General features: G+C 40.3%; 19 protein-coding genes. 9 read left to right on the top strand and 10 right to left on the bottom strand.

The window, feature by feature from the left end:
* Positions 1 to 280: 280 nt before the first annotated feature.
* The 4 genes from ABD769_RS10900 to ABD769_RS10885 form a co-directional block, all read right to left on the bottom strand.
* A complete protein-coding gene (locus tag ABD769_RS10900) occupies positions 281 to 1,708 on the bottom strand; it encodes a SusD/RagB family nutrient-binding outer membrane lipoprotein (RefSeq protein WP_344851448.1) in 1,428 nt (475 codons plus the stop codon).
* Between the two features lie 18 nt (positions 1,709 to 1,726).
* A complete protein-coding gene (locus ABD769_RS10895) occupies positions 1,727 to 2,716 on the bottom strand; it encodes a SusC/RagA family TonB-linked outer membrane protein (protein WP_344851447.1) in 990 nt (329 codons plus the stop codon).
* Positions 2,717 to 2,775: 59 nt separating this feature from the next.
* Entirely contained in the window at positions 2,776 to 4,944 is a 2,169-nt protein-coding gene (locus tag ABD769_RS10890; RefSeq protein WP_344851446.1) for a SusC/RagA family TonB-linked outer membrane protein, read from the bottom strand.
* Positions 4,945 to 5,178: 234 nt separating this feature from the next.
* A complete protein-coding gene (locus tag ABD769_RS10885; RefSeq protein WP_344851445.1) occupies positions 5,179 to 7,674 on the bottom strand; it encodes a M14 family metallopeptidase in 2,496 nt (831 codons plus the stop codon).
* A gap of 84 nt (positions 7,675 to 7,758) precedes the next feature.
* Between ABD769_RS10885 and ABD769_RS10880 the strand changes: the two genes are divergently transcribed.
* Positions 7,759 to 9,060: a UDP-N-acetylmuramoyl-tripeptide--D-alanyl-D-alanine ligase gene (locus ABD769_RS10880; protein ID WP_344851444.1), complete on the top strand. Its 1,302-nt coding sequence runs from the start codon at positions 7,759 to 7,761 to the stop codon at positions 9,058 to 9,060.
* Positions 9,061 to 9,184: 124 nt separating this feature from the next.
* Here ABD769_RS10880 and ABD769_RS10875 read toward each other — a convergent pair whose 3' ends face one another.
* The 4 genes from ABD769_RS10875 to ABD769_RS10860 form a co-directional block, all read right to left on the bottom strand.
* A complete protein-coding gene (locus ABD769_RS10875) occupies positions 9,185 to 12,043 on the bottom strand; it encodes a TonB-dependent receptor (RefSeq protein ID WP_344851443.1) in 2,859 nt (952 codons plus the stop codon).
* Positions 12,044 to 12,208: 165 nt separating this feature from the next.
* Positions 12,209 to 12,700: a gliding motility lipoprotein GldH gene (locus ABD769_RS10870; RefSeq protein ID WP_344851442.1), complete on the bottom strand. Its 492-nt coding sequence runs from the start codon at positions 12,698 to 12,700 to the stop codon at positions 12,209 to 12,211.
* The gene (locus ABD769_RS10865) at positions 12,669 to 14,198 is read right to left on the bottom strand and encodes a PSP1 domain-containing protein (RefSeq protein ID WP_344851441.1); all 1,530 of its coding nucleotides are present in this window, start codon (positions 14,196 to 14,198) and stop codon (positions 12,669 to 12,671) included. The genes ABD769_RS10870 and ABD769_RS10865 overlap by 32 nt, the downstream gene beginning before the upstream one ends.
* A gap of 1 nt (position 14,199) precedes the next feature.
* Positions 14,200 to 15,348, bottom strand: a complete 1,149-nt coding sequence (locus ABD769_RS10860; protein ID WP_344851440.1) for a DNA polymerase III subunit — start codon at positions 15,346 to 15,348, stop codon at positions 14,200 to 14,202.
* Positions 15,349 to 15,883: 535 nt separating this feature from the next.
* Here ABD769_RS10860 and ruvX point away from each other — a divergent pair.
* The 7 genes from ruvX (at position 15,884) to ABD769_RS10825 (ending at position 21,049) form a co-directional block, all read left to right on the top strand.
* On the top strand, positions 15,884 to 16,300 hold the full coding sequence (gene ruvX, locus ABD769_RS10855) for a Holliday junction resolvase RuvX (protein WP_344851439.1): 417 nt from the start codon (positions 15,884 to 15,886) through the stop codon (positions 16,298 to 16,300).
* A gap of 7 nt (positions 16,301 to 16,307) precedes the next feature.
* Positions 16,308 to 16,946, top strand: coding sequence for an O-methyltransferase (locus ABD769_RS10850; protein ID WP_344851438.1), 639 nt, complete (start codon positions 16,308 to 16,310; stop codon positions 16,944 to 16,946).
* Positions 16,947 to 17,107: 161 nt separating this feature from the next.
* The gene (locus ABD769_RS10845) at positions 17,108 to 17,785 is read left to right on the top strand and encodes a glucosaminidase domain and LysM peptidoglycan-binding domain-containing protein (RefSeq protein WP_344851437.1); all 678 of its coding nucleotides are present in this window, start codon (positions 17,108 to 17,110) and stop codon (positions 17,783 to 17,785) included.
* Positions 17,786 to 17,987: 202 nt separating this feature from the next.
* On the top strand, positions 17,988 to 18,830 hold the full coding sequence (locus ABD769_RS10840; RefSeq protein ID WP_344851436.1) for a glucosaminidase domain-containing protein: 843 nt from the start codon (positions 17,988 to 17,990) through the stop codon (positions 18,828 to 18,830).
* A 48-nt stretch (positions 18,831 to 18,878) separates the two neighbouring features.
* Positions 18,879 to 19,631, top strand: coding sequence for a hypothetical protein (locus tag ABD769_RS10835; RefSeq protein WP_344851435.1), 753 nt, complete (start codon positions 18,879 to 18,881; stop codon positions 19,629 to 19,631).
* On the top strand, positions 19,628 to 19,951 hold the full coding sequence (locus tag ABD769_RS10830) for a hypothetical protein (RefSeq protein ID WP_344851434.1): 324 nt from the start codon (positions 19,628 to 19,630) through the stop codon (positions 19,949 to 19,951). Before ABD769_RS10835 ends, ABD769_RS10830 begins: the two co-directional genes overlap by 4 nt.
* Before the next feature lie 93 nt (positions 19,952 to 20,044).
* Positions 20,045 to 21,049, top strand: coding sequence for a DUF3078 domain-containing protein (locus tag ABD769_RS10825; RefSeq protein ID WP_344851433.1), 1,005 nt, complete (start codon positions 20,045 to 20,047; stop codon positions 21,047 to 21,049).
* A 2-nt stretch (positions 21,050 to 21,051) separates the two neighbouring features.
* Here the strand turns inward: ABD769_RS10825 and ABD769_RS10820 are convergent, their stop codons facing one another.
* The gene (locus ABD769_RS10820) at positions 21,052 to 21,783 is read right to left on the bottom strand and encodes an SIP domain-containing protein (RefSeq protein WP_344851432.1); all 732 of its coding nucleotides are present in this window, start codon (positions 21,781 to 21,783) and stop codon (positions 21,052 to 21,054) included.
* A gap of 96 nt (positions 21,784 to 21,879) precedes the next feature.
* On the opposite strand from ABD769_RS10820, the gene ABD769_RS10815 reads away from it, so the two are divergent.
* Positions 21,880 to 22,869, top strand: a complete 990-nt coding sequence (locus tag ABD769_RS10815; protein WP_344851431.1) for a helix-turn-helix domain-containing protein — start codon at positions 21,880 to 21,882, stop codon at positions 22,867 to 22,869.
* A gap of 110 nt (positions 22,870 to 22,979) precedes the next feature.
* On the opposite strand, the gene ABD769_RS10810 is transcribed toward ABD769_RS10815, so the two are convergent.
* On the bottom strand, positions 22,980 to 25,400 hold the full coding sequence (locus tag ABD769_RS10810) for a DUF5916 domain-containing protein (protein ID WP_344851430.1): 2,421 nt from the start codon (positions 25,398 to 25,400) through the stop codon (positions 22,980 to 22,982).
* Positions 25,401 to 25,402: the final 2 nt, after the last annotated feature.

The following is a 25,402-nucleotide window of genomic DNA, read 5'->3' as shown; positions in this document are numbered from 1 at the left end:
TTAACATTAAAACGGCAGCATAGGGCGACTAAATTGTATAAAAAAATTGTGCCAAAATTCTAATCTACACCCTAAAAAGAACTAAAACAGCAGTTAAACCCACATTTTTATTAACTGGCAGACATTGAATAAGCCCCGGGGCTGGGAAATATATAGCAAATAAAATAGTAACTTAATTATGTGGTTAAAGTGGAGCGCCTTTAAGATGATTACTATAGAAAAACCCCTGTTAGTGCCCGACAAAGCAGGCACTAACAGGGGGTGAAGCCAAATAGCTCATCTAGAACTTATCCCAGAACAATTTTGTTGTTACCAAATCACCGCCAATTGCGGCAGCAGCAGCTGTATAGTTGGCGCCATTCAACTGTTGTTCATTAGTTGGGTAGTTTAACCTAACAGGGAAACCTGATTTAGCTCCAACCGGAGGTGTAATTTTAGGATAATCAAACCTTCTTAACTCTGTCCAGCCGTTAAACGGCCTGTTATAAAGCGCAATCCATTTTTGCATGCCAATTTTTTCTCTCCAAGTACCCGACGCGGTTTGATAGGCTACCTCGGGATTTGTTAAATAGGCTGCAGCATCGGCCGCTGTTCCTCCCCAATAAATAATAGAGGCAGTAATGGCATTATTATAATGCTCTGCAGCAGTTCCGCTTACGGCATACCCTCTTTCTTTTGCTTCTGCCCTGAAAAATTCTGTTTCTACATAATCCATAAACAAAGTTGGCGCATTAGCAGCGTAAAGCCTTGGATTGGGGTTGGATATTGCATTTAATGAATTGCCTGAACCAGAAATGCCACCCACAAATAATCCATCCTTATTAGGGGAATAAAATAAACCCAGGCGAGGATCGGATAATGTTTTTAATTTATTAAGAAGATCACTAGCTGCCACATAATCGCCCCTGTTACCTGTTACGATATCAACAAATAGCGGATTTTGATTTGGCGATCCATCCAGATAAATAAAGGAAGCATTATCAGCAGCAGCAGAAATAGCACCAGCATCAGATGCTTCAACACTTTCTTTAGCTGCGTCATTATCAACATCAGCTAAAATCATGGCTTGTTGCATGCGCAGAGAGTTGGCAAATTTAATCCATTTGGCAATATCGCCTTTATAAATCAGGTCTTCTGTATCACTAAAGCCATTATTACTGGTATTTAATTTTGAAATATCAGTATTTAACCTTTTAATCAGATCGAGTGAAATGGTTTTGGCATCATCGTAAACCGGAAACAGATTGTTTTCGTCTAATGCTTTGCTGTAGGGTGCATTTCCAAATGTATTTATCAATGTACTGTAAGCCACCACCTGCATAATATCTAAAATAGCAAGTTTATTAACCTTAACCGCCGGATCCATTAATGGATCTGCACGCACAAAATCAGCAGATTTAGTTAAATTTTGAAGCACATCGCGGTACATAATGGTCCACCATGTTTTAGGAATTTCGCGGGTATTAAAATCGTACTGTAATTCATCCTGATAAGTGGTCATGGCCCAATGGCCAACCACAAACCTGAATACATTTGTATTTACACTGGCGCTGGTAATCGCATCGCTGTATGATTTTGTTGCATAGGCAAATAATGTACCTGCCGGTGCCACTGCCGGCCTTTTTGTTGGATCATTTAATGAGGTGATGTCTTTTTTACATGCCCCCAAGGCCAACAGGGCAACAAAAAATATTTTAAGTTTTTTCATTGGAATTTTCTTAAACGTTTAGAATGAAATTTTTGCGTTAAACCCAAATGTTCTGGTGGTTGGATAAGCCCCACTTTGAACACCTTGTATGTTACCAGAAGAAAGGTTTTCTTCAGGATCGGCATCCGGAAGGTTTTTATGAATAATCCATAAGTTACGGCCAAAAACAGATAAATCTACCGCTTTAAGAGGCCCTAACTTCGAAACAATATTCTTAGGCAGCGCATAGGTTAATGTAGCTTCCCTCAGTTTAATATAACTGGCATCATACGAAAAAGCAGCCGGCGGCGGTGTTGGCGAGCTCGCATCGATTACCACACGTTTTGTATTGGGCTTTCCATCAGCTGTAACGCCATCTAAAATTACGCCTCCGCTTTTACTATCATTGGTAAGGGGGTTTCTTAACGGATTACCCAGGTCATTTAAACCTGCAGTGTTGGCTAATACACCGGAATAAGTGGCATAATACTGATCGAGCGACCAAACATTACCACCATGGCGAAAATCAACCAGGAAGCCAAGCGATACATTTTTATATTTAAACGTATTTTGAATACCACCAGTCCATTTTGGGTTAATGTTACCAATTACATTGGTAGTGGTATTGGTAACCAAATAATAGCCATTGGCTCCAATAACTTTATTCCCATTTCCATCATAAACAAAATCTTTCCCCTGGATTGTTCCATAAGGCTGACCAAGTGTAGCATTTATACTTACGCCACCCTGAAAACTGCCCAGTTGCAAATTAGTACTCCCGTTATAAAGCTCTAGTACTTTACTGTTGTTCTTTGTCCAGTTTACATTAATGTTCCAGGAAAAATCTTTGGTTTTAACCGGACTGCCATACAGCGATAGTTCTACACCATTATTTCTGATTATCCCTGCATTTACAAATTTGTTGGTAAAGCCAACGGCTGCTGAAGTAGCTACAGCAAAAATCTGATTTTTGGATTTTGCCAGATAGTAGGATGCATCAAAGCCGATTCTATTCTTTAAAAAAGCCATTTCCAGGCCTACTTCACTACTTTCGGTTTGTTCGGGTTTTAAGTCAGGATTTTTTACGGTTATCGGAAAGGCAAAAAGTTTAGTTGTGCCAAACGGCCTTTGAGGAGTGTCACATTTTTAATACTTCCCCAGGGTGCGTCGTTACCAACAGTAGCATAATTTACCCTGATTTTGCCGGATGACAGCCAGCCAAGTTCTTTCTCTAAATGTTTGGAAAACAACCAGCTTCCTGCGATAGAATAATAATTGTAAGCATTGTTTCCGACAGGGAGTGTTGATGATTTATCTCTCCTAAAAGTTCCCTCAAGGGTTAAAAATTCTTTATAACCTAAAGTTGCCCCTCCAAAAATACCATCAACTTCCCTTGGCTCATAATTTTCTACAGGCGCATCTACTGTACCAACAGAATTGGCAATACTATACCAGCCGGGTACAATTAAGCCTCCGTTAGTGGTAGAGTAGGTATCATTTAAAAGGCTTTGCCTTATATTTACGCCAGCCAGTGCTTTAAGATTAAAATTATCGTTAAGATTTTTATCGAAATTTGCGATCAGATCAAAATTGGTTTCATGAAAGGTCCTGTCTGTCCGGCTGTACATGCCCGGATCTTTACTGCCACTGGCAATACGTTCTTCCTGAAGTTCATTGTATGAATCTAAGGTAACACGACCCAAAATATTCAGGTAATCTGTCACTTTATAGTTTAATGATGCATTACCAAAAATTCTGCTCCGGGTATCATTTTCATAGTTTTGGTACCTGGTCCAATAGTAGTTATCAGTAAACCTCGGAACTAAAGCCATTTGATCGGATGGATATTTCCAGTTCCAGCTAATATTTCGTTCATTTCTAAAATAAGCTTCTTTTTGTTCCTGGATATCGACATTGGTTTGATACCATTGCCTGAAATTCTGATTTACGTTCAGGCCACTATAACCGGAACCATACCTGCCAAGCCCGTCTACTTTAGAAAAATTGGCTAAGGCCGATGCGGTTAAGCGTTCTGTAATTTTGTAGCTTCCACCAAAATTAATGATGTTTTTAAGCACTTTACTGTTGGGTAAAGTACCGCGTTCGTCATTTCTGGAATAGCCCAGTTTAAATGTTCCTTTATCTGAAGCACCGTCAAGGGTGATGCTGTTACTATTTGAAATGGAAGTTTCATAAAAAGTAGAGGGATCGTTTTTTGCTGCAACCCAGGGCGTTTTTTGATGGTAGGTTGGCGAGCTGGGATCAAAAGCATCCCATTGATATACCAATAAGTTAGGATCAAACTTTGCACCATAAGAAGCATCCTCACCGGTAGGGGCAACTTTCTCTTTTATGCCATTGCCTAAAACATCGATCAGGTAAAAGCCATCTCCACTGTCGTAGCCATCAGAATAACCTGCCCCATACTCTTTTTGATACTTTGGAAAAGTAGACCGATCAATGTGCCCAATGGTAAGGCCACTGTTAATGGTGATGCCCATGCCATTCGCTTTTCTACTTTTTGTGGTGATCATAATTACACCATTAGCACCTCTTGAACCATACAATGCACTTGCGGCAGCACCTTTTAATACGTTTACTGATTCAATATCATCGGGATTAATATCCGCAGCGGCATTACCGTAATCATAACCGCCCCTCCCTGTTTTTTGATCACTTGAATTGTTGTTCGAATTATCTACCGGTACACCATCTACCACAAATAGCGCCTGGTTGTTCCCTGTTAGCGATTTACTCCCGCGTATAACTACATTGGTTGAACCACCTATTGCATTGCCCTGAATAATTTGCAGACCAGAAACTTTACCAGATAATGCTGAAGCGGCATTGGCAGAGCGTGTTTGACTCAGCTCTTCGCCTTTAACCTGCTGTGCGGCATAAGAAAGTGTATTCTTTTTTCTTGTTTGCCCTAAAGCGGTTACCACTACTTCATCCAGCGATTTAGCATCGGGCATCAACACCACATTGATTGCCCCGGCCGTAATGGGTTTGGTTTGACGGGCATAACCAATGTACGAAAACTCCAATTCTTTTGCTGTAGAAGGCACTTTTATGGAAAATTTTCCATCAGCCCCTGTAACGGTAGCACCCTGAGCTCCGATAATTTTAACACTTACCCCAGGTATAGCTTGCTTGTCATCCCCTGAAGTAACTGTACCAGTAATTGTCCGCTCCTGGGCCATTGCAGAATATGCAAACAGCACGAGGATGAACAAACTTTGTAAAAGTTTTTTCATTCTTAAATAGATTAGTAAAGATTAATTAAATGCGTTGCGCATTTGGAGGATGTGATCTTTCCGGAGTATAATCTCCGGAATTAACTAATAATTCAGGGGTGAATAATCACGAAGATACGTTATTTTATTACGTTTAGAAATTATTGGAAAATTTTTAGCCTTTAATTTTTTGTTAAAAAGAAAACGGCCTTACAATTTAATTGCAAGGCCGTTTAGTTTTATTGAGGTGAAATCCTAATAACTACAAAATAAAATATTGCCATAGAGCGTTTTGCCGCCTTCCCAAAAATTTCTGAATAAGGGGTCGTTTGCGAGGTAAACCACCTGTCCGCGGCCAAAATCCTGCACACCGATGAGTAATCCGGTTTTAAGTTCTTCCCTGGCTTTTTTACCTACTACACCTGCCATTAAACTTTTATCATTAATTAAACCAATATTCCAGCCTTTAGCAAAAGGTTCATAAATTTTTCGGTCGGTTTTTAAACTATAATAAGCTTTGCCCAGGCCATAAGAGAATGGGTGAGTGGCATCGAGGTTAATTTTATAAATGGCCCCGGGTATGGTGGTTTCGAAATCATCCCTGTCCTTATCTTTAAAAAGAAGTTTATTGGCTTCCGGTTTTTCGTCTTTTTTAACAACCGCTTCCTTCTTTTTAATATCAAATCCTTTTTTCTCCAGCACACTTTCAATGGCATCTTCCATTAAGATCAACTTACCTCCTTTATTTAACCAGGCGGTTAAGCCATCACCAATAAACGGACTGTAGCTTCCATCGGGCAGGATAAGTGTATTGATTTTATTAATGTCTAAATTGTTGATGTCTTTGGCATTAATAATACTCGGCGAAAGGTTTAAGTCATGCTCCAGGTAAAACCAGGCTTCGCCAAATGCCAAAGAAGAAACCTCCATGCCTGATACGATGGCAATTTTAGGTTGTTTTAGTAAAGGATAAACATTAGAACCAAAATCCTTTCCTTTTTCTACAAAACCACTGCTTACCGCCTGAACGGGTTTATCGAGCATTTTGGCGATAAAAGTAACTTTATCTTTTACACCTTTAACCGATCGTTCATTTTCAGCACGCAGCACAATTAGTGTCCCGGCAGGATAATCTTTGCCACTTACCGAAAAAGGCTGATCTGCCTGCCTTACTTTTATATTTTCTTTCTGCAGGGCGATTAAAACATGGGCATCTTCACTTGTTCCCCAGGTAAATAACCAGGCCAACGGCTTCTCTACTTCTGTATTTACCGTTTTTGGTTCTTCTAATGAAGCATATTTTCCTTTAATGCTCTCTTTACTGGCATAACCCTTTAATCCATATACATAAGGGAGCGCCCAGGCCGTAATATCATAAGTATTAGAATCGGTTACAAATGTTTGCGGCTCCAATAAGACATTGGCCAAAACAGCCCTTGATTGCTGAACATTTACGATCAGATCGTTCCTGCCAAGGGTATAATTTTCTTCCTTTTGTGTATCATAATCATAAGCCCGGCCGGTTTTATCGCCTCCATAGGCAAATTCGATCTTGTTTTTCGTTAACAGTTCAGCCAGTTTTTTTAACCGCGACAGGTTAGTCGGTTTAATAATATAACTTTTATAAATACCAGGTGCATTGGCCAGTTCCTGCTGGAAATATTTTTTGTATTCTTCTAAAAGCTTATTATGGTTTAAAGAGGTTATTTCAAGCGTCGACATTCCAGTAGTGAAATGATGCGCAATACGATCTTTTAAGGTTAAGGTATCGCCATCGTTGGTTACTACCGATAATCCGGCCCTGATTCCGCCCTGCTCATAAGTCATACCAATTGATCCGTTATATAAAGGATAAGTATCGCCGTAAGACGGGTAAAGCAGATCGAAACGTTCTTTGGTAAAGTATTGCCAGCCTTCTGCATCGAAATATTTAGCATTGTTTTTACCCACAACCACCTGAAAACTTTTTTGCCATGGCGTAATATCCTGATGTACAGGCTCTGCCGCAGGTGCAAAATAATAAGGCTCATTATATCCCTGTTCATGAAAATCGACATGTACCTGTGGCATCCACTGGTTATATAAAGCCAGCCTTTGCTGACTTTCAATTTGCGTTTGCCAGGCCCAGTCGCGGTTTAAATCAAAATAATAATGGTTTGGCCTGCCACCCGGCCAGGGTTCGATATGCTCTCTTGATGAAGGATCGGAATTAGGCATCTTTCCAACCACACTGTTAAAGTAATTTACATAACGGTCCCTACCATCGGGGTTTAAACAGGGATCGATTACCACAACGGTATTTTTTAACCACTCTGTAGCCGGTTTATTTGTGCCCGAAGCCAGTGTATAAAGCATCTTCATCGAAGTCTCGGTAGAGTTTGCTTCGTTGCCATGCACATTATAACTTAGCCAAAGCAGACCAGGCTGTTTAGTTAAATTTACACTGGTATTGATCCCTGTTGTTAAAGCCAGGTTATTATTTCTGATCTGTTCCAGTTGATCTATATTTTCTGCAGCAGAAACAATAGCCACCATTAAAGGCCTGCCTTCGTTGGTTTTGCCATATTCTATCAGTTTTACGTTTTTTGGTGCTGCCGCAGCAATCTGCCTAAAATATTCGGCTACTTTATGGTGTGGTGTAAAATGTGAACCAAGCGAATAACCTAAAAAATCATCGGGAGATTTAAGCTGTGCCTGTACAAAAAAAACAGAGGTAAGGGAGATTATGCAGAACGTTAACAGTCTCTTCATGTTAAAATATTTTTACCTAATGTACTAATTTTGTTTTTTGTTGTTGCTAAAGCTTAATTTTACATCATATTTTTTACGATAAGCATGATTACTACCGAAAAACTATACGATTACTACCTGAAAAACCCTGTTATTTCTACCGATACGAGAAACATTACGCTAGGTTGTATATTTTTTGCGCTTAAAGGCGATCTTTTTAACGCTAATGAATTTGCTGCCCAGGCCATTGAAAAAGGAGCGGCCTATGCTATAATCGACGAAGAAAAATATGCGGTTAATGCTCAGTGTTTGCTGGTTGAAAATGTACTTGGTACTTTGCAGGATCTGGCACGCCACCATCGTAAACAGCTTAATATCCCGGTTATCGGTTTAACCGGCAGTAATGGTAAAACCACCAGTAAAGAGCTGGTAAATGCGGTTTTAGCAGAACGTTATAAAACCTTTGCCACTTTTGGCAATTTAAATAACCACATCGGTGTTCCATTATCAATCTTATCCATCACCAATGATGTGCAGATTGCGGTAATCGAAATGGGAGCCAACCACCAAAAGGAAATAGAACTACTCTGTACCATCGCACAGCCCACCCATGGCATTATTACCAATGTAGGTATGGCCCATTTAGATGGCTTCGGGGGCTTTGAAGGCGTAAAAAAAGGCAAGGCAGAGCTTTATGCATACCTGAAAAAAACAAATGGCTATACCTTTATTAACCGCGATAATGCAAATTTACTCGAAATGAGTGCCGTTGCAGGATTAAGCAAACTGATTTATTATGGAACAGAAAACGGCAATACCATTAAAGGGGAACTGAAAAGCAGCGATCCTTTTATCGAAGTACACTGGACCAATCATGAAGTTTCATCGTCTGTAAAAACCAATTTAACAGGCAGTTATAATTTCGAAAATATATTGGCGGCAATTTGTATTGGAGATTTTTTTGACATGAGCCCTGAAGAGATCAATACAGGTTTATCAAGCTACCAGCCGAAAAACAACCGCTCACAACTCACCAAAACTGAAAAAAACACGGTCATATGTGATTTCTATAATGCCAATCCAAGTAGTATGGCCGCTGCCTTAAAAAACATTTCCGTGATATCTGCAGATAAAAAGACCGCTATTTTGGGCGACATGTTGGAATTAGGGCCAGAATCTCCCGGTCAGCATGAATTAATTGCAAAACAGGCAGCTAAAAGCGGTTTAGATCAGATCATTTTCATCGGGAAAGACTTTTTTCACTACAAAAACAACGTAAAAGGCATTTTCTTTGAAACACCTGCCGAAGCAGCTACTTTTTTACAGGAAAATCCGGTTCAGAATCATTTGGTCCTGTTAAAAGGATCAAGAGGAATGAAACTGGAAAATTTGCTGCAGTACTTATAGTGTCAATCTTTAAGCCTGAAATGATTTAAGCCCGGTATTAATTACCACAGATAAAAAGGATGCACACAGATATCAAAAATCCGTGCTTATCTGTGTGCATCTGTAGCTAAAAAGCCTGATAACATTAAAATGTACAGGCAATTTTACCATAAACATACCTGCCGCTAAAACCAAACTGGCTGACTGCCCTTGGATATAAGAACCTGCCGTTGGAAGTGTTATCTAGTCCTCCAGAATAATTGCTTGCAGGATTGCCGCTGAGGTTATTTTGGTTATCGCGTGGATCGATGTATAATTTATCCGGATAAACATCAAAAATATTATTCGCACCAACAGTAACCGACCAGTTTTTACCTGCTGCATAACTCACCGAGAAATCCGTTACCCATTTAGGGGCAAAAGTTTGATCAAGCTGGGTTGGTAAACCATTGGCAGGGATATTGGGATCGATGGCATTTAAATAGGTAACCTCACCAAAACGAACCGTTCTGGCAACAAACGACAGTTTATTCACATTATATGTTGCGGTGATGTTCAATTTATTTTTAGGCACAGAACTTTCAAAACGCGAGCGCTCCAAACGATCGAATAATTTCGCTTTTAAGGTTGGGTCGCTTTCAATTTTATCAGATCCCTGAATACTTCTCACCACGGTTTTATTTACGTTGCCCGCCACACTTAAAATCAGGCTGCTTTTTGCGCCCAGGTTAAATCTATTGGTCAATACCACATCGATTCCTGCGGTATTGGTCGTAATGGCGTTAGTGAAAAACTGCACACTGTTAATCTGTGCCAATGGATCTACGGTATTTAAAATCTGGTTTACTACACCTGTGGGTATTAAAACACCTCCTGAACGCTCGCGCGCATACTGACTGGAGAAAACAATCCGGTCGCTGATATCAATGTTATAAGCATCAATGGTGAAAGTAAAAGTTTTTGCAATTTTACCGGCCAAACCTAAACTTCCTGATCTGGAAATTTCAGGTTTTAATGCGCCAACACCAAACTGTGCAACAATAGGGTTCGCATTATTTACCGTTAAAACCTGCGTAGCATTGGTACCTACAAACTGGGTACTTTCGTTGTTAAAATATTGCTGATGCAGCGATGGGGCCCTAAAGCCAGTAGCATAAGCCCCGCGAATGGAAACATCGCCAAAAAGTTTAACCTTACCTGTAAATTTGTAAGAGAAATTCGATCCGAAATCGCTATAGTTTTCATACCGGCCTGCCGCTTCTAAAGTTACTCTTGGTCCGAATTCAGCTTCAAAATCGGCATAAGCACCAACGTTATGTCGCGATTTATCCAAAGCATTGCTGGGTTTAAAACCAGGGAATACCTGTGCGCCGGAAGCGGTAGGCGATGTCCCGATCAGTCTTCCGCCATTTGAATAGGATAACAGCTCACCTTCTTTAATCTGATAGTTATCTATCCTGAATTCTCCACCAAAAGCAGTATTTAATGAAGTTAAAAAATCACCATCAAAGGTGTGCTTTTTGTTGATATCAAGGTTACTGGTGTTTTGCCTGAACAGCAACTCGCCGGCATAAAACGAAGTAGGGCTTATTCCGGTTGGCAGAGAGGCATTTACCGTATTATTAATATTAAAAGCTATGGTATTTTCTCCACTGGTATTACTAATGTCGTAATCCCATGTGCCTATTTTACCTCTTAAACCAGCAGAAAACGAATAATCGTTGATTTTGGTATCAATAAATGGCAAAAATCCGTTAGGATAGATGGATAAATCTATCTGGGTGGTTTGCGTTGGCAAGCGGTAAAAACCCGCAGCACTTCCTGTTTTATGGGTAAAACCTGCTGCATAGTACAACTGGGTGGTTTTCCCAAAATTAAACTGTCCGTTTAAGAAACCGCCGCCGTTTTTAGAATCAGAATTACCCACGCGCATATTATTTCTGTCTAAACCATTTGCGGCCGCCCTTGCATCATCAGCAGCTTTTAAACTGGCAAAACGGGCCTGAAAAGCAGCTTCGGTTTCTGTCGGGCCTTTGGTTGGACTTGCAGAATACAATAATGGCCGGGTATCTAAACCGCCACGATTGGTATATCCGCGTTGAAGGTACTGCGCTGCAAAATTAATAAAACCTTTATCGTTCTTAAATGCCCATCCTTTGCTAAAATCAACCTGAAAAGTCCTTCCGTCGCTAAAATCGCGGCCCAGGGCATTTGATGAAGATTGACCAAAAGAGGTAGAGAAACTATATGGTGTTACCTTTTTTAACACAATGTTAATTACCCCGGCAATGGCATCAGAACCGTATTGCGCCGCAGCACCATCACGTAAAACCTCGATCCGTTCGATTGCCGAAACCGGAATGGAGTTTAAATCTGTACCAACAGAACCACGTCCGAAAGTACCGTTAATGTTTACCAATGCGGTGGTATGCCTGCGTTTTCCGTTTACCAGCACCAAAACCTGATCTGGACCCAAACCACGTAAAGATGCCGGATCGATATGATCGGTACCGTCAGAAACGGTTTGCCGGTTAGAACTAAAAGATGGCGCTACAAAGTTCAAAATCTGCGTTAAATCGGTCTGTGCAAATACTTTAACGTCTTTTGTAGAAATCAGATCGACAGGGACCACGCTTTCGATATTTGTTCGCGGCGTTGACCTCGATCCTACCACAACAACATCACTTAACAGTTCTTTGGTATCCTGCAAAGCAAAATCCATTGTTTTAACGGTATTATCAATCTGAACCGCTACTTCAGCTGTCTGATAACCGGTAAAAGAAATCCGGACTTTATAAGCCCCGGCCGAAGGAAATTTTAATGCATAAAGGCCATTTCCATCCGAAGAGGTACCCACTTTTGAGCCGACTACCTGTACGGTAGCGCCTGGAATAGCTAATCCTGCAGAATCTGTAACTTTCCCCTTTAAGCCCTGGGCAAGTAAATGATTAGAAAAGAACAGAAGGAGGATGATCAGGGAGTTTTTGAATAATATTTTTATCATAGTTCATAGGTTTATAAACAATAATAACAAATTTATTACAAAGTTTCACACAACAAATGCCTGATAAAGAACAGAATATTAAATAAACAAAATTTTTATGTAGGTAATTTAAGACAAAAGACTAAAATATTGCGAAAATTAAACTCTAAACAAGAAAATGAACAGTTATTCGGCTGCATTAACCAAAATACCAACATCGCTAACCTCTAAAAGCGGGTTGTCGCGCATATTTTGTTCAATTTCTATCTCAAACTTACCATTATGAGGGAAACGATGGTTAGTTAATAAGGGTAGGGTGTAACTAAACAAATTTCCTGATCCACTGCCCAGCCATTCACCATCGTTTTTGGCCAGTTTGTATTGGTAACGCTTAGTTTCCATCTTTTTGCCATCTTTAAAATGGGCGAGGATGAAAATATTGGCGTATTTATAATCTGCAGTATGCCTAAGCTTAAAATAAATATTGTAGGCTTTGGTATTATCCTTAATCTCAAAAGGGGTCGAAATATGGTTACGGTAAGTCCACCTGCGGTCGGCAATTTCTACATTACTATCTATTATGCTTGAAGTACAGCCAACAAATAGCGAAGTAATCAATAAAAAACCAAGCAAAAATACTTGTCTCTTATTCAGCAGCAGGTTTATTTTCTGAGCCATTATTATTGTTTCGGCGGTTATTGTTTTTCCTACGGTTATTTCTGTTCTTATTTTTGCTCTGTTCTGGCTTAGCTCCCTCCGCAGCAACACTTCCTTCTACGTTTACAACAGGTTTTTGCGCCTGTGGCTGCTGCTTTGGCTTGTTATTTTGAGGTTTTGGTCCATTAACATGCTGAGGTTTTGGTACGGTCTGTTGAGGCCTCTGACTACTGTTTTGCTGAGGTTTTGGTCCGTTAGGCTGTGGTTTTCCACCTTGCTGAGCTTTCTGTGCACTTTGTTGAGGCTGTGGCCTGTTATTAGGCCCGGTATTTTTCTCTCCGGCGGGCACTCTATCCCGTCTGTTCTGATTGTTTCTGTTATTTTTCTGGTTTTTGCTCTGGTTATTTTTTCCGCGTGAACGTTCGTCCAAACGGGTTAAACTGTCCTGACCCACCACATTTTCGTAATCGAACGATTTTTCTACCACAACCGGCGCAGCAATCTGAACGGCTTCCTCTTTCAGATTAGGTGCTTTTTTGCCAGCCTTGTTCATCGCCATGATTTCTTTTACGCGGGCAGCTTTAACCGGAATCCAGTTTTCATCACCCTGATAACTAAACCACATGATTTTTTTGAAAATATCGGTTTTCTGGTGACGGGCGTAACCAGCCTCAGTATCAAGGTTTTCAATTCTATCGGGAATATCTTTTAAGGCATCCAGATAGGTATCCAGCTCGTAGTTTAAGCAGCATTTTAATTTACCGCACTGGCCGGCAAGCTTTAAAGTATTTAATGATAAGTTTTGATAACGCGCCGCAGCTGTAGAAACCGTTTTAAAATTGGTTAACCAGGTAGAGCAGCATAATTCGCGCCCGCATGAACCAATTCCGCCTAAGCGACCAGCTTCCTGGCGCATTCCGATCTGGCGCATTTCAATACGGATACGGAAACTTTCAGCCATCTTTTTAATCAGCTCGCGGAAATCTACACGTCCATCGGCAGTATAAAAGAAAGTAGCTTTTGTTTTATCGGCCTGGTAATCTACATCACTGATTTTCATCTGCAAACGTAAATCCAATGCCAGTTTACGGGCTTTGTGCATGGTTTCCCATTCCATCCCTTTTGCGGCATTCCATTTTTCTACATCGGCTTCGGTAGCTTTACGGTAGATTTTTTTGGTGACCTGATCGAGTGCTGTTTTGCGGCGTTTCATCTGGATACGTACCAGCTCGCCGGTAAGCGAAACGTGCCCTACATCGAAACCACCCGTTGGTCCTTCAACAGCTACAAGCTCCCCGATTTCGAGGTAAATGTTGTCGTTATTAAGGAAAAACTCTTTGCGTGAGCCTTTAAACTTGATTTCGGTAACCTGAAAAGGTTTATAATTAGAAGGCATATCCAAATTAGACAGCCAGTCGTGAACTTCCATTGTCTGGCAACCACCGGTGCCACATGAGCCATTACTTTTGCATCCATTAGGGGTGCAACCACCACCTGTTGAACAACTTCCACATCCCATATTAATTGTATATATATTGAGTCCCCGCGGGGAGCGTTTTAAACTTGATAATTTTTACCAATTGTAAAGATACATCTAAAAACAGAATTTTCGGGTTCGCGTTTCTTTCAATGTGGTAATGTGCCTTCTCCAGCTCGCCTATTATGGCCTCAGCCATTGGTAAGGTAAGCACGTGTGTACTGAGCTTTTTCGCCGTTTCGAAGGTAAGAGGCGGTAATTTCACCAATTCTTCTGCACCGCTTATAATTAAACAGCATTCGCGTAAATAATTTACGCCATACTTTAAAAAATTCTTTTGGTTTTCTCTTCCCCACTTCGCGGCATCGTCGGTAAAATCGATCAGATCCGGCACTTTATTTCCGAAACCCATCCTTAACCAGGCCGTAAAGGTACCCGAGCTATCACTTTGCGTATCGGCGGCTAAAGCTTTTGCCTCAATTAAATTTCCGTCGGCCAAAAATGAATAATCAATGGCCTGGTTTTCGTTTAATCCACTGCTGTTTAATAAATATCCTGTTACTTCTTCTGAAGATAATTTCGGGATCTTCACAATCTGCGTTCTGGATAATATAGTGGTTAAAATCTGGTCCTGGCTTTGCGCAATTAAAATAAACAGCGTGTTTGCAGGTGGTTCTTCAATCAATTTTAACAAAGCGTTACCAGCCTTATCCAGGTATTCGGGCAACCACATAATTAAAACCTTGGTTTCTGCTTCAAAAGCTTTATAACTCAGTTTTTTAATAATGTCGTGGCATTCGGCGATGTTAATATTGGCCTGTTTATTGGCGGCATCGAGTTTGGAACGCCAGATATCCATATCAAAATAAGGATCCTGCATTAACATAGCGCGCCATTCTTCCAGTACATCTACCGCGGTTTTTACACTGGCCGAAGCAAAAAACGGATAGGAGAAATGCAGGTCCGGGTGGATCAGGCGTTCGTATTTCCTGCAGCTCGAACATTCGCCGCAGCTATCATTTTCACCTTTATCGAGGCAATTGATGTACTGCGCATAGGCAATGGCCAGCGGTACCGCACCCGAACCGGCAGGCGACAAAAACAGCTGCGCATGGCTAATCCGGTTTTCTTTAACCGTTTGCACCAATTGTTGCTTTACTCTTTCCTGTCCTATGATTTCTTTAAACTGCATTTGGTGCAAAATAAGAAATAGATATGATATTCGCACATTCGTGATCATGATCTTATGTTTTGAGTACAAAAACGGTGAGGCTTAGACGAATCATCAGCAACATATTTTTTGGAAATGAAAGGTTCCGTTTTAATGGCCGTTGCAGCCCTGCTATCCCTCCAAGTCCTCACTCATACTTCGCTCCGGGCTTTCCGTCCTATCAGGTTTATTTAACAAAGCTGGTGATTCTTAGGGAACATCAAATAGTGCAGGCTGCAACTTTACCCAAACTGCACCGGTTTGCATCAATTAAACCTGATGGAAGCGGCAGCCCCGAAGCATGAGGGCTAAAGCATACAGCAGGACCAACATACCCAAGTACTACAGGTTTTGGTTTTCCAAAAAAATAAACATAACAACTTTTTAAGACAATAACACACACGCTAACAGCATATTACCTGTTAAATTTACCGATTATTTCAAAAACCTTAACTTTGGGCTTTTATTTTTTTAACGGTGGTAACGCTTTACGCCAAACACCCAACGCTTAACTTGTATGGCACGGATCCTCGCATTTGATTACGGAACAAAACGCATCGGTATTGCAGTAACCGATCCTTTGCAGATTATTGCAACAGGACTGGATACGGTACACCCGAAAGATGCGATTGAATACGTTAAAAAATATATGCTTACCGAGCAGGTAGAAGCTTTTGTACTCGGCGACCCTAAACAAATGGATGGTTCGCCTTCTGATTCTGCACAACATGTGAAAGGTTTTGCCACGCTGTTAAAAAAATCATTTCCCGATATTCCGAGGCACTGGGTTGATGAGCGTTTTACCTCTAAACTTGCCCATCAGGCCATTATGCAAAGTGGTTTAAAAAAGATGGACCGAAGAGACAAAGATCGGGTTGATACTATTGCCGCAACCATCATTTTACAATATTTTATGGAAAGTAACCGTTTATAACCAACAAATGAGCCTGATAAACGACGATTTACAAGATTTATTAATTGCCTACTGCGAGCCAGAAAGCGAACTATTGCAACAAATAGACCGCGAAACCAACCTTAAAGTTTTAATGCCACGGATGCTCTCCGGCCATTATCAGGGCCGGGTTTTAAGCATGCTCAGCAAAATGGTTTCCCCTAAAAGGATTTTAGAAATCGGCACTTTTACCGGATATGCTACTTTATGCCTGGCTGAAGGTTTAACGAAAGACGGATTGCTTTACACCCTCGATATTAATGAGGAGCTGGAAGATATGGTGCGTAGCAACTTTGCAAAATCAACATATAACGATCAGATTAATTATATCCTGGGCGATGCCACCAAAACAATAGCTGGTTTAGACGAAGTTTTCGACATTGTTTTTATTGATGCGGATAAGAAAAATAACGGCACTTATTACGACCTGATTTTTGACCGCGTACGCCCGGGCGGAATTATTATTGTGGATAATGTGCTATGGAGTGGAAAAGTACTTCAGGAGAAACAAGATAAAGACACCAGAAATATTACTAGTTTTAATAACAAAATAGCTGCAGATGAGCGGGTTGAGAAATTGATATTGCCTGTTCGCGATGGTTTGTTTGTGATCAGGAAGCTGGGTTAATTGTAGAAACTGTTTTAACCGGTTAATTGATTAATGAACGCCGGTTAAGCAATTAACCAAAAAATGAAATGAAGAGCGTTTAGTATATTAAGATTGATCGGTTAAATTATTTAACCGGTTAATCGTAAAGTTAACCAATTAAACAATTTGTACAGTTAACCATGACTAAGAAGATTTTTACTTTTTGTCTGCTGCTCCTATCTGGCATTATCGCCAGGGCGCAAGACACAGAAGAATATATTGCTGAGCATGCAGAATATGCCCAGGGTTTAATGCATGATCATAAAATTCCGGCCAGCGTTATTTTAGCTGTTGCCATACACGAATCGGGTGCCGGAAACAGTAAAATTGCTCAGCACCTCAACAACCATTTTGGCGTAAAAGGGCCTAACAATAATGCAGAAATCCGTTCTTCGTACCGCGATTATTTAAATGCAGACGAATCTTACAGCCATTTTGTAGAGATTATGGAAACGCGGGAGCCTTTCAATAACCTTTTTGCCAAATACGATCAATACGATTATAAAGGCTGGACTTATGGCATCCGCCGCTGCGGTTACGCCAGCAGCAGAAGCTGGGCCAGTCAGGTTATAGGGCTCATTAAAAAATACGAGCTTTACCAATACGACGAAAGGCCTGAAGGATACGAGGAGCCTGTTTACGCCGCCCCGGTACGTCACCGTACGAGGAGCAGGAGAACAACAAAAACCTATACTGTAAAATCAGGCGATAATTTAAGTATCATCGCCAAAAAGAAAGGTACAACGGTTAAAAAACTGATGCAGAAAAACGGCATTAAAAAGGCCAATTTAAAACCAGGACAGAAGATTAAGTTTTAGTCTTAAGTCCATAGTCATGAGTCTTAAGTCTAATTTGCAGCTCACAGTTAACCAGTTAACCGATTAACCAATTTAAACAGTTAACCCTTATCCAATTTGCATTCCACAGTTAACCAATTAACCAATTTAAACAGTTAACCAATTAACCAATTTAAACAGTTAACCATATTTTAATTAACCGATTTAAACAATTAAACCCCATATGCGTTCATCCAATCATTTTATTCTGCTAGCGGCAATCCTTGTTTTTTTGAGCTCATGTGGTTCAAGGAAATTTTCGAAAAACAATAAACAGATCGAAAAAGCAGCCAATAAAGCCAATAACAACTCGTACAAAAGCTATAATACTTTAAGTTATATCGACGAGTTTAAAGGTGTAGCAATAGAAGAAATGAATTCGGCGGGTATTCCGGCAAGTATTACCCTTGCACAGGGCATTTTAGAATCGGGGAGCGGTAACAGCGATTTAGCTAAATATGCCAACAACCATTTCGGCATTAAATGTACTTCAGAATGGAAGGGAAAAAATTATTTCCGCGATGACGACCAGAAAAACGATTGCTTCAGGGTGTATAAAGATGCCCGCGAATCGTTCAGGGATCATTCTGAATTTTTAAAGCGTAAACGTTATGGTTTTCTTTTCCAGCTGGATAAAAACGACTACAAAAGCTGGGCACAGGGTTTAAAAACAGCCGGATATGCCACTAACCCAAAATACCCGGATCTGCTGATCAATACCATAGAGAAATACCAGCTTTACCAATACGATCAGTCTGAAAGCGAAAAGCAGAAAATTGCCCGTGAGGACAGGGTTTTTACAGAAATTAACCAGAATATCCCGCAGGAAAAGGCTAAGTTTACACCTGTTGATACACCTCCTCCGGGTGCAAAGCCAATTCTTGCTGATGGTACCTATACTGTTGTTAAGGGCGATACTTTGTACAATATTGCAAAACGCTTCAATTTAACGGTTGATCAGTTAAAAATGCTGAACGAAATGACTACAGATGGAATTAAGTTGGGCCAGGTGCTTAAGGTTAAATAATGTTAAGTACAAACATTGCCTGCCGGATATTTGTAGTTTTGTAGTCTGATGAAGTTTTTTCTCACCCTTATTCTCATTTTAGGCCTCTCGAAGCTGCTTTTTGCACAAACAAAACCTGTGCAGGGAATCGTAATTGACAAAGAAACCAAGCAGCGTTTGGCCAAAGTGTACATATACAATATCCGCACCGGAGATGGTTTATACAACAATACAAAAGGAGAATTTAGCACTTTCGCTATACCCGGTGATACTTTAGTGGCTGCATTATCGGGTTATGGGGTAGATACCATGCTTTTTAAGGGGCAAACCGCCATGTATTTTCAGCTTAAAACTTTAGGGATCAGGCTGCGCGATGTTGTAATTCAACGTAAACGCTTAACCCCGCAGCAACTGTATGAAAAAAATGTACAGGAATACCGCTACCAAACCATGAAAGGCAGCAGTAAAGATTTACTAAACCTGGGCAATGGTGGTGTAGGTTTGGGTATTGATGCCATTTACAACCTGTTAAGCAGGCAGGGAAGAAATGCCCGGCACCTGCAGAAAATCCTCGAAAAAGACTACCGGGAAGATTTAATCGATTACCGTTTTAATGCCAATTTAGTGCGCCAGGTATTGGGCATACAGGGAGACGAACTGACCGATTTTATGCAACAATACCGTCCCACTTATCAGTTTGTGCTCGATGCGACAGATTATTCTTTTAATCAGTTCATCAGAAATGCTTATAAAAGCTACAGATTAAACCCTAAGGCACTGCAATTGCCCCCATTACCTAAAATAACCATCGATAAGCTGTGAGGGCGCCCATTATCATCGTTAAAAAACTTCCGGCAGCTGGCATGGCCATATTTCCGTTTATTCTGCTAAAATCAGAAAGGCTTAAAAACGATCCGGAGATTATTAACCATGAAACAATCCACCTGCGCCAGCAACTGGAGCTGCTCATTTTTCCTTTTTACCTCCTGTATTTTTTTAACTACCTTATTAACCTTTTCAGGTATCAAAACCACGATTTAGCTTACCGGAACATCATTTTTGAAAAGGAAGCCTACGATCATGAAACCGACCTCCACTACCTTAAAAAAGGCAATTGGTATGGCTGGATCAGATCGATATGATGGGACAATTTTCTGTTCAAATTGAATTGTCGATCTGACAATCATTTCGTTAAATGCTTTTTATCTCTAAAATTTTTCTTTTTCTTTGTAATAATGAAGAACTGTTTAGCTGCCATTATCCTGATTATAAGTTTCTGCTCTATCCAATTACGTGCACAGGAAATTGATACTATTCCTATCAATACCAAAGACCTGAACATAAAGTTGAAACGCAGTCCGCTGCCAAGCAGACAGGGCCCGTTAAACTTTGAACCGGTAAAAATTAAACCTTTGGTGGTTAATGCAAAGATTAATTACTGGAAAACCAAAACCAGTATCGGTATTAATGTAAACCAGGCACAGTTTAGCAATAACTGGAAGGGTGGAGGTACCAACTCGGTAGCCGTTGGCGGTTTGGTTAACTGGAAAGCAGAATATAATAAAAACAGTTATAGCTACGTGAGCGAGGTGGTTTTGCAGTACGGCAAGATTAAAAACAAAGATCAGCTGCAAAAGAAAACCAACGACCGTATTTTTTGGGATAATAAGGCTTCTTTTCAATTATCTAAAAGCTGGTATTTCTTCGGGTCGGTAAGTTTCGAATCTCAGTTTGATAAAGGTTTCAGATACTATAGAGATGGAAATGGTGATGAACAGCAGGTTTTAATCTCAAAATTTATGGCACCAGGTTATTTAACAGAATCAATCGGTTTTGAGTATAAACCTGTTAAATATTTCTCAACCCGTATTGGTACAGGTACAGCGCGACAAACTTTTGTACTTGATACTGCAGTTTACGACAGTAAAAACGAGGTTTATGCGGTAGAAAAAGGCAAAAAGTTTAAAAACGAACTGGCTTTTCAGGTTGTAAGTGCTTTTGACAAAGATATTTTCACCAATACCAACCTGAAAGCCAGGTATGCTATGTTTATACCTTATAAGGATTTTAAGGCCAGTAAAATCGATCACAGGCTGGATATTGCTTTAACGGCAAAAATTAACCGTTTTATGAATACTAGTTTAACGGGCGTATTGTTATTTGATGATGATACAGGCACCAATAAAATCCAGGCCAACCAAACGCTGGCGCTCGGTTTCGGGTTTACCTTCCCGAGGTAGCGTTAACCGCCGCCAACCTTGCCAATTTCCCAGTAGGGCATGGTAATAATCTGCCTGAAACCTACGCCTCTTTGTTTTAGATAGCGTTTAAACTGCTGCACCGATTTCGCCCTGCCTGTGAGATAAAACGTAGCGTTTTGCCACATTTCCCAACACAGCGGATGCATATTATCCATCCAGGTAATGGCATTTTTCGCCGGGGCATTTACATCAGATGGTACCGTATCAATTAATAATTTAAGGTGTTCAACCGAATTCAGGTTTTCTTCCTGAAGCTCCAGCACGCCAAAATATTCTACATCTTCTTCCATCACTTTTTTACCCAACGATTCGTATAAGCCAAGACTGGTTTCATCGCCAAAAAAGAAATGCTGATTAGAGGCTTCGTTATATTTTACCTTCGCACGGTCTACAATCAATTTTAAACGGTCGCCTTTTTGAATATTTACGGCCAAATGATGGCCCGGCCCTTGTCTGTTCAGATAAAAAATCACTTCACAGGTTTCGTGTGCTTCATCAAAGCCCGATAAAGTGTAATGCCTGTATTCATTTGCATTAACCCTTAACAGCACTTCGTTTCCGGGAATAAATTTGGCATCAAAAAAATCGCCTTTAAAGGTAACACACTTTAAGTTTCTGCTTAACATTTTGGTTTCTACAACTTCTACTTGATATATTTTATTGCTGATCACTTTTTCCATTGTGTTGGCCAGCCATGAAGGTAATTTAGGCATCGTATTCTTTTGTTTAGTAACTTTGAACAAAAGTAGTTGTCTAACAAACGCATCTTTTTATACCAAAAGGATTAAAGTTTATATCAAAAGGATTTTATGGCCTTAAACATTTACGATAGCGATGATAAATATTATGTTGTAGGAAGTAAGTTCGACATTTCTCAATTTAATCAGCCACTGGTAACCGAAAGGAGAGATAAATACAGTTTTCCTTTTGGTGATGCAGAGATTGTACAGATCGCTTTTTCGGGTATTTATATTGTTTACGGCGATATGGTGGTGAAACAAAGCCGCCTGCGCATTAAATCTTTTGATGAACCTGATATGGTAGAACTCCACTTTGCGCTCACTGGCGGTGGCATCATGGAGAATTACCTCACCAATAAACGACTGGATATTAAAGCGAACCAGCATAACATTATTTACAGCCCTGATTTTGACGGGATGGCTGAGTTTGATACCGGAGGCCGGCATAAATTTTTCGAAGTAAATTTCGAAAGGGAACGTTTTATCGATTTAACCAGCGAAAGCAGCACACTGTTAAAGAATTTTGCCGAAAATATTATGAACAACCGTTCGGTAGAAATTTCATCAGAAAACCTGCCGATCAGCCTGGCCATGCATAGCTGCATTAATGATATTATGAACTGCCAGTTTACAGGCGGATTAAAATTATTATTCCTTCAATCTAAATGCCTGGAGCTTTTGGCCTTACAGGCACAGGCTTTTGAGGAGGCTGCTAAAAAAACAGTAAACCCGGCAATAAAATCGGCTTACGATAAAGATCGCATCTATTATGCAAGAGAATATCTGCTGGCCAATGCAAATCACCCTCCATCTTTAACCGAACTGGCCAAAACTGCAGGTATAAATGAGTTTAAACTGAAACACGGTTTTAAGGAAGTGTTTAAAAATACCGTTTTTGGTTATCTGAGCGATTATAAACTGATGAAAGCCAAAGAACTCCTCGCTGATAGCAGTAAAGACATTAAAAATATTTCAGATGAGCTGGGTTATTCTTCAGTACAACATTTCAGTAATGCCTTTAGCAAGAAATTTGGGATAAGCCCCGGGAAAGCGCGTTGATTTAGCTGGGAGTTTAAAGTTTGGATTCCCCAACCTTTAGTCTTTAGTCTTTGAACGTTATTCCTGGCGTTGGGTTTAAACCCAACGCCAGGAAATGAGGTTAAATCTATTTAAACCTTTTTTCTTTTCTTTTTCAGATCAAGGTAATCTACATAATACAAAACCTTAACCGAAAGGCTGTTATTTTGAGGCGCATTTAAAATCCCGCTCAGGTTTTTATTATAACGTTGCGTGTAATAGGTATCGTAAGTTTCTGCAGCATCTTTATAAGAAACAGATAGTGTGCTGCCAGGGGCAAACTGCCAGGTGTAAATTAAATCGATGTTGAACACGTTGTAATTTCTGTCCAGTCCGTTTAGCGGCGCTCCGGTATAATTTGTTAAATTGCCATCAGGTTTGAGCATAAAATACTCTTTATTCCTTCTGTCGCTCCAATAGTGCCTTAATACCACCGTAAAGCCCATTAAATTAGTAAAAGTATATTTGGCATCGAAGGAGTTTTCAACCGTCCGGCGGTCATATTTAGAAAAAATTGCTTTATCGCCCTGTGCCGTTACCCAGTTTACATAATTGTAATTGGGATTAAAATTAAGGTCTAAACCAAAGGCGATTTTATCATTTAACCGCAGGTTCTGGAAAAAGTAAAAATTATATTCCCTGCCCTTAAAAAGTCCCTGTTCCCTGTAACGGATGTTGCCGCCAAAATTATAGGCTTTTGCACGGTTAGGGTTAATATATAAAACGAAACTATAACTTTCGGGTGCTTTATACACCTGCCCGTTTCTCGATTCGTAAAAATCGTTTTTTGCTGCGGTATAAATACCGTTTACTTCTGCCGACCACAGGTTTTTGAATTGAACGTAAGGTCCGCCTTCTACCGAAAAAGTTTGAAAGCTGCCCGGCATGGCCCTGCGCGAGTATAAAACGCTAAAATAGCTTAACAGCTGATTGTACCAGCTGCCTGGTTTATAAATATTATAATGTAATTCTGCTACCTGATCTAAAAAATTGTTGTTGGTAAAAAAGCCTAAATCAGAGGGATCGAATTTATCATCAGCGTATTGTTGCGAATAACTCCAGAGAAAATTACCGCTCTGCTTGCCAAACTTAAGCCCGTAACTATATCCGGTACTGCTTTCTTTACCATGTAAATAGCTCATTTTGGCCGCGCCGTTAACAAAATATTTATTGCCTTTATTATTTAAATTAAACAATAAGGCCGTTACATTGGCATCATAAGCCGAACCCCGCCTTAAAACATTGGTATTGATAAATGTTGCCGAACTGTTATTTTTTAACGACTGATCGAAAACCAAAATGTTATAATTGGTAAGCGGCTGGGTTTCTACCATACGGAGGTTACCCTGAGCATCTTCCACTTCGGTTTCCATGCCATTGGTAACGGCGTTAAAAATCCCGATACCCAGGCCCTTTGCCGTCCGGCCAGAAATTTTGGTAGCATTTAGTACTTTAGCTTCGGTTTGATCTTTTATAATTTTATCGCTGCCCACTCCGCTGTAATCGTAATAAGATGGGATAGAACCGATCCGCTTGGAATAAAAAAGATCGCCTTTGTTAAAAAGTTCGGTTCCTTCCGTAAAAAACTGACGGTTTTCGTTAAATTTTACCTCAAAAGGGGTAAGGTTAAGGATCCGGTTATCCGATTGCACCTGACCGAAATCGGGCACCAAAGTCATATCGAGGGTAAAACTGTTGTTAATGCCGTATTTTACATCCATCCCGCCGTTAAAGCGCGAGGTTGTATTTTTTACTCCCGGTAAATTAGCAGGATAATGGTTTACATAGGCCGAAATGTATGGCGAAAAAGATAACCTTAAAGGTGGCTTGATATCTTTTATACCCGTCCAAAGCCCTTCCTGATTGATAAAACCATTCACTTTAGGGTCAACAAAGTTCCAAAAGGTTTGAGTATTGCTCCGCTGTATCCTGCGGCTAAAATTAAGGCCCCAGTTTTGAATATCTTTGCCAGAGAAACGCAATGCGGAGTAGGGGATTTTCATTTCGCAGGTCCAGCCTTTATCATCCAGTTTAACTGCACTTTCCCACACCGCATTCCAGTTGGCATCTTCATCACCCACCTGCGAGTATTTAGCATCAAACTGCACACCTGCAGCGGTAACGAAAAATCCGTTTCCGTTCATTTTATCATAAAAAGGATCTACAATGATTGAAATAAAATCGGCATTGCCAATGTTATCCCTCGAAACCAACTCGTGCGAAACACTATCAGGATGATCGTACATCCGGGCGTACACGTAAATGGCAACATCATCGTAAAGCACTTTCATTTCGGTGCGCCTATCCTGCGTTTCAATTTTTCCGGGATTTGGCCTTATTTGTATAAAATCAGTGGCAACAGGTACATTATTCCAGCATTCATCATCCAAAACACCATCAATTTTAGGAGTCTGTAGTGTCCTTTTAGCATCTAAATGCTTTTGTTTAGAAATATCCTGCGCCTTACAGAAAATACATAAAAATATTAAAACAGGGAGGATACAGCGTTTCATTT

The organism is Pedobacter jeongneungensis (genome assembly GCF_039538295.1).
In the GTDB taxonomy this organism is placed as follows: Bacteria; Bacteroidota; Bacteroidia; order Sphingobacteriales; family Sphingobacteriaceae; genus Pedobacter; species Pedobacter jeongneungensis.
Note: the sequence above shows the minus strand (reverse complement) of the source record. Positions and strands in the feature narration are given on the sequence as shown.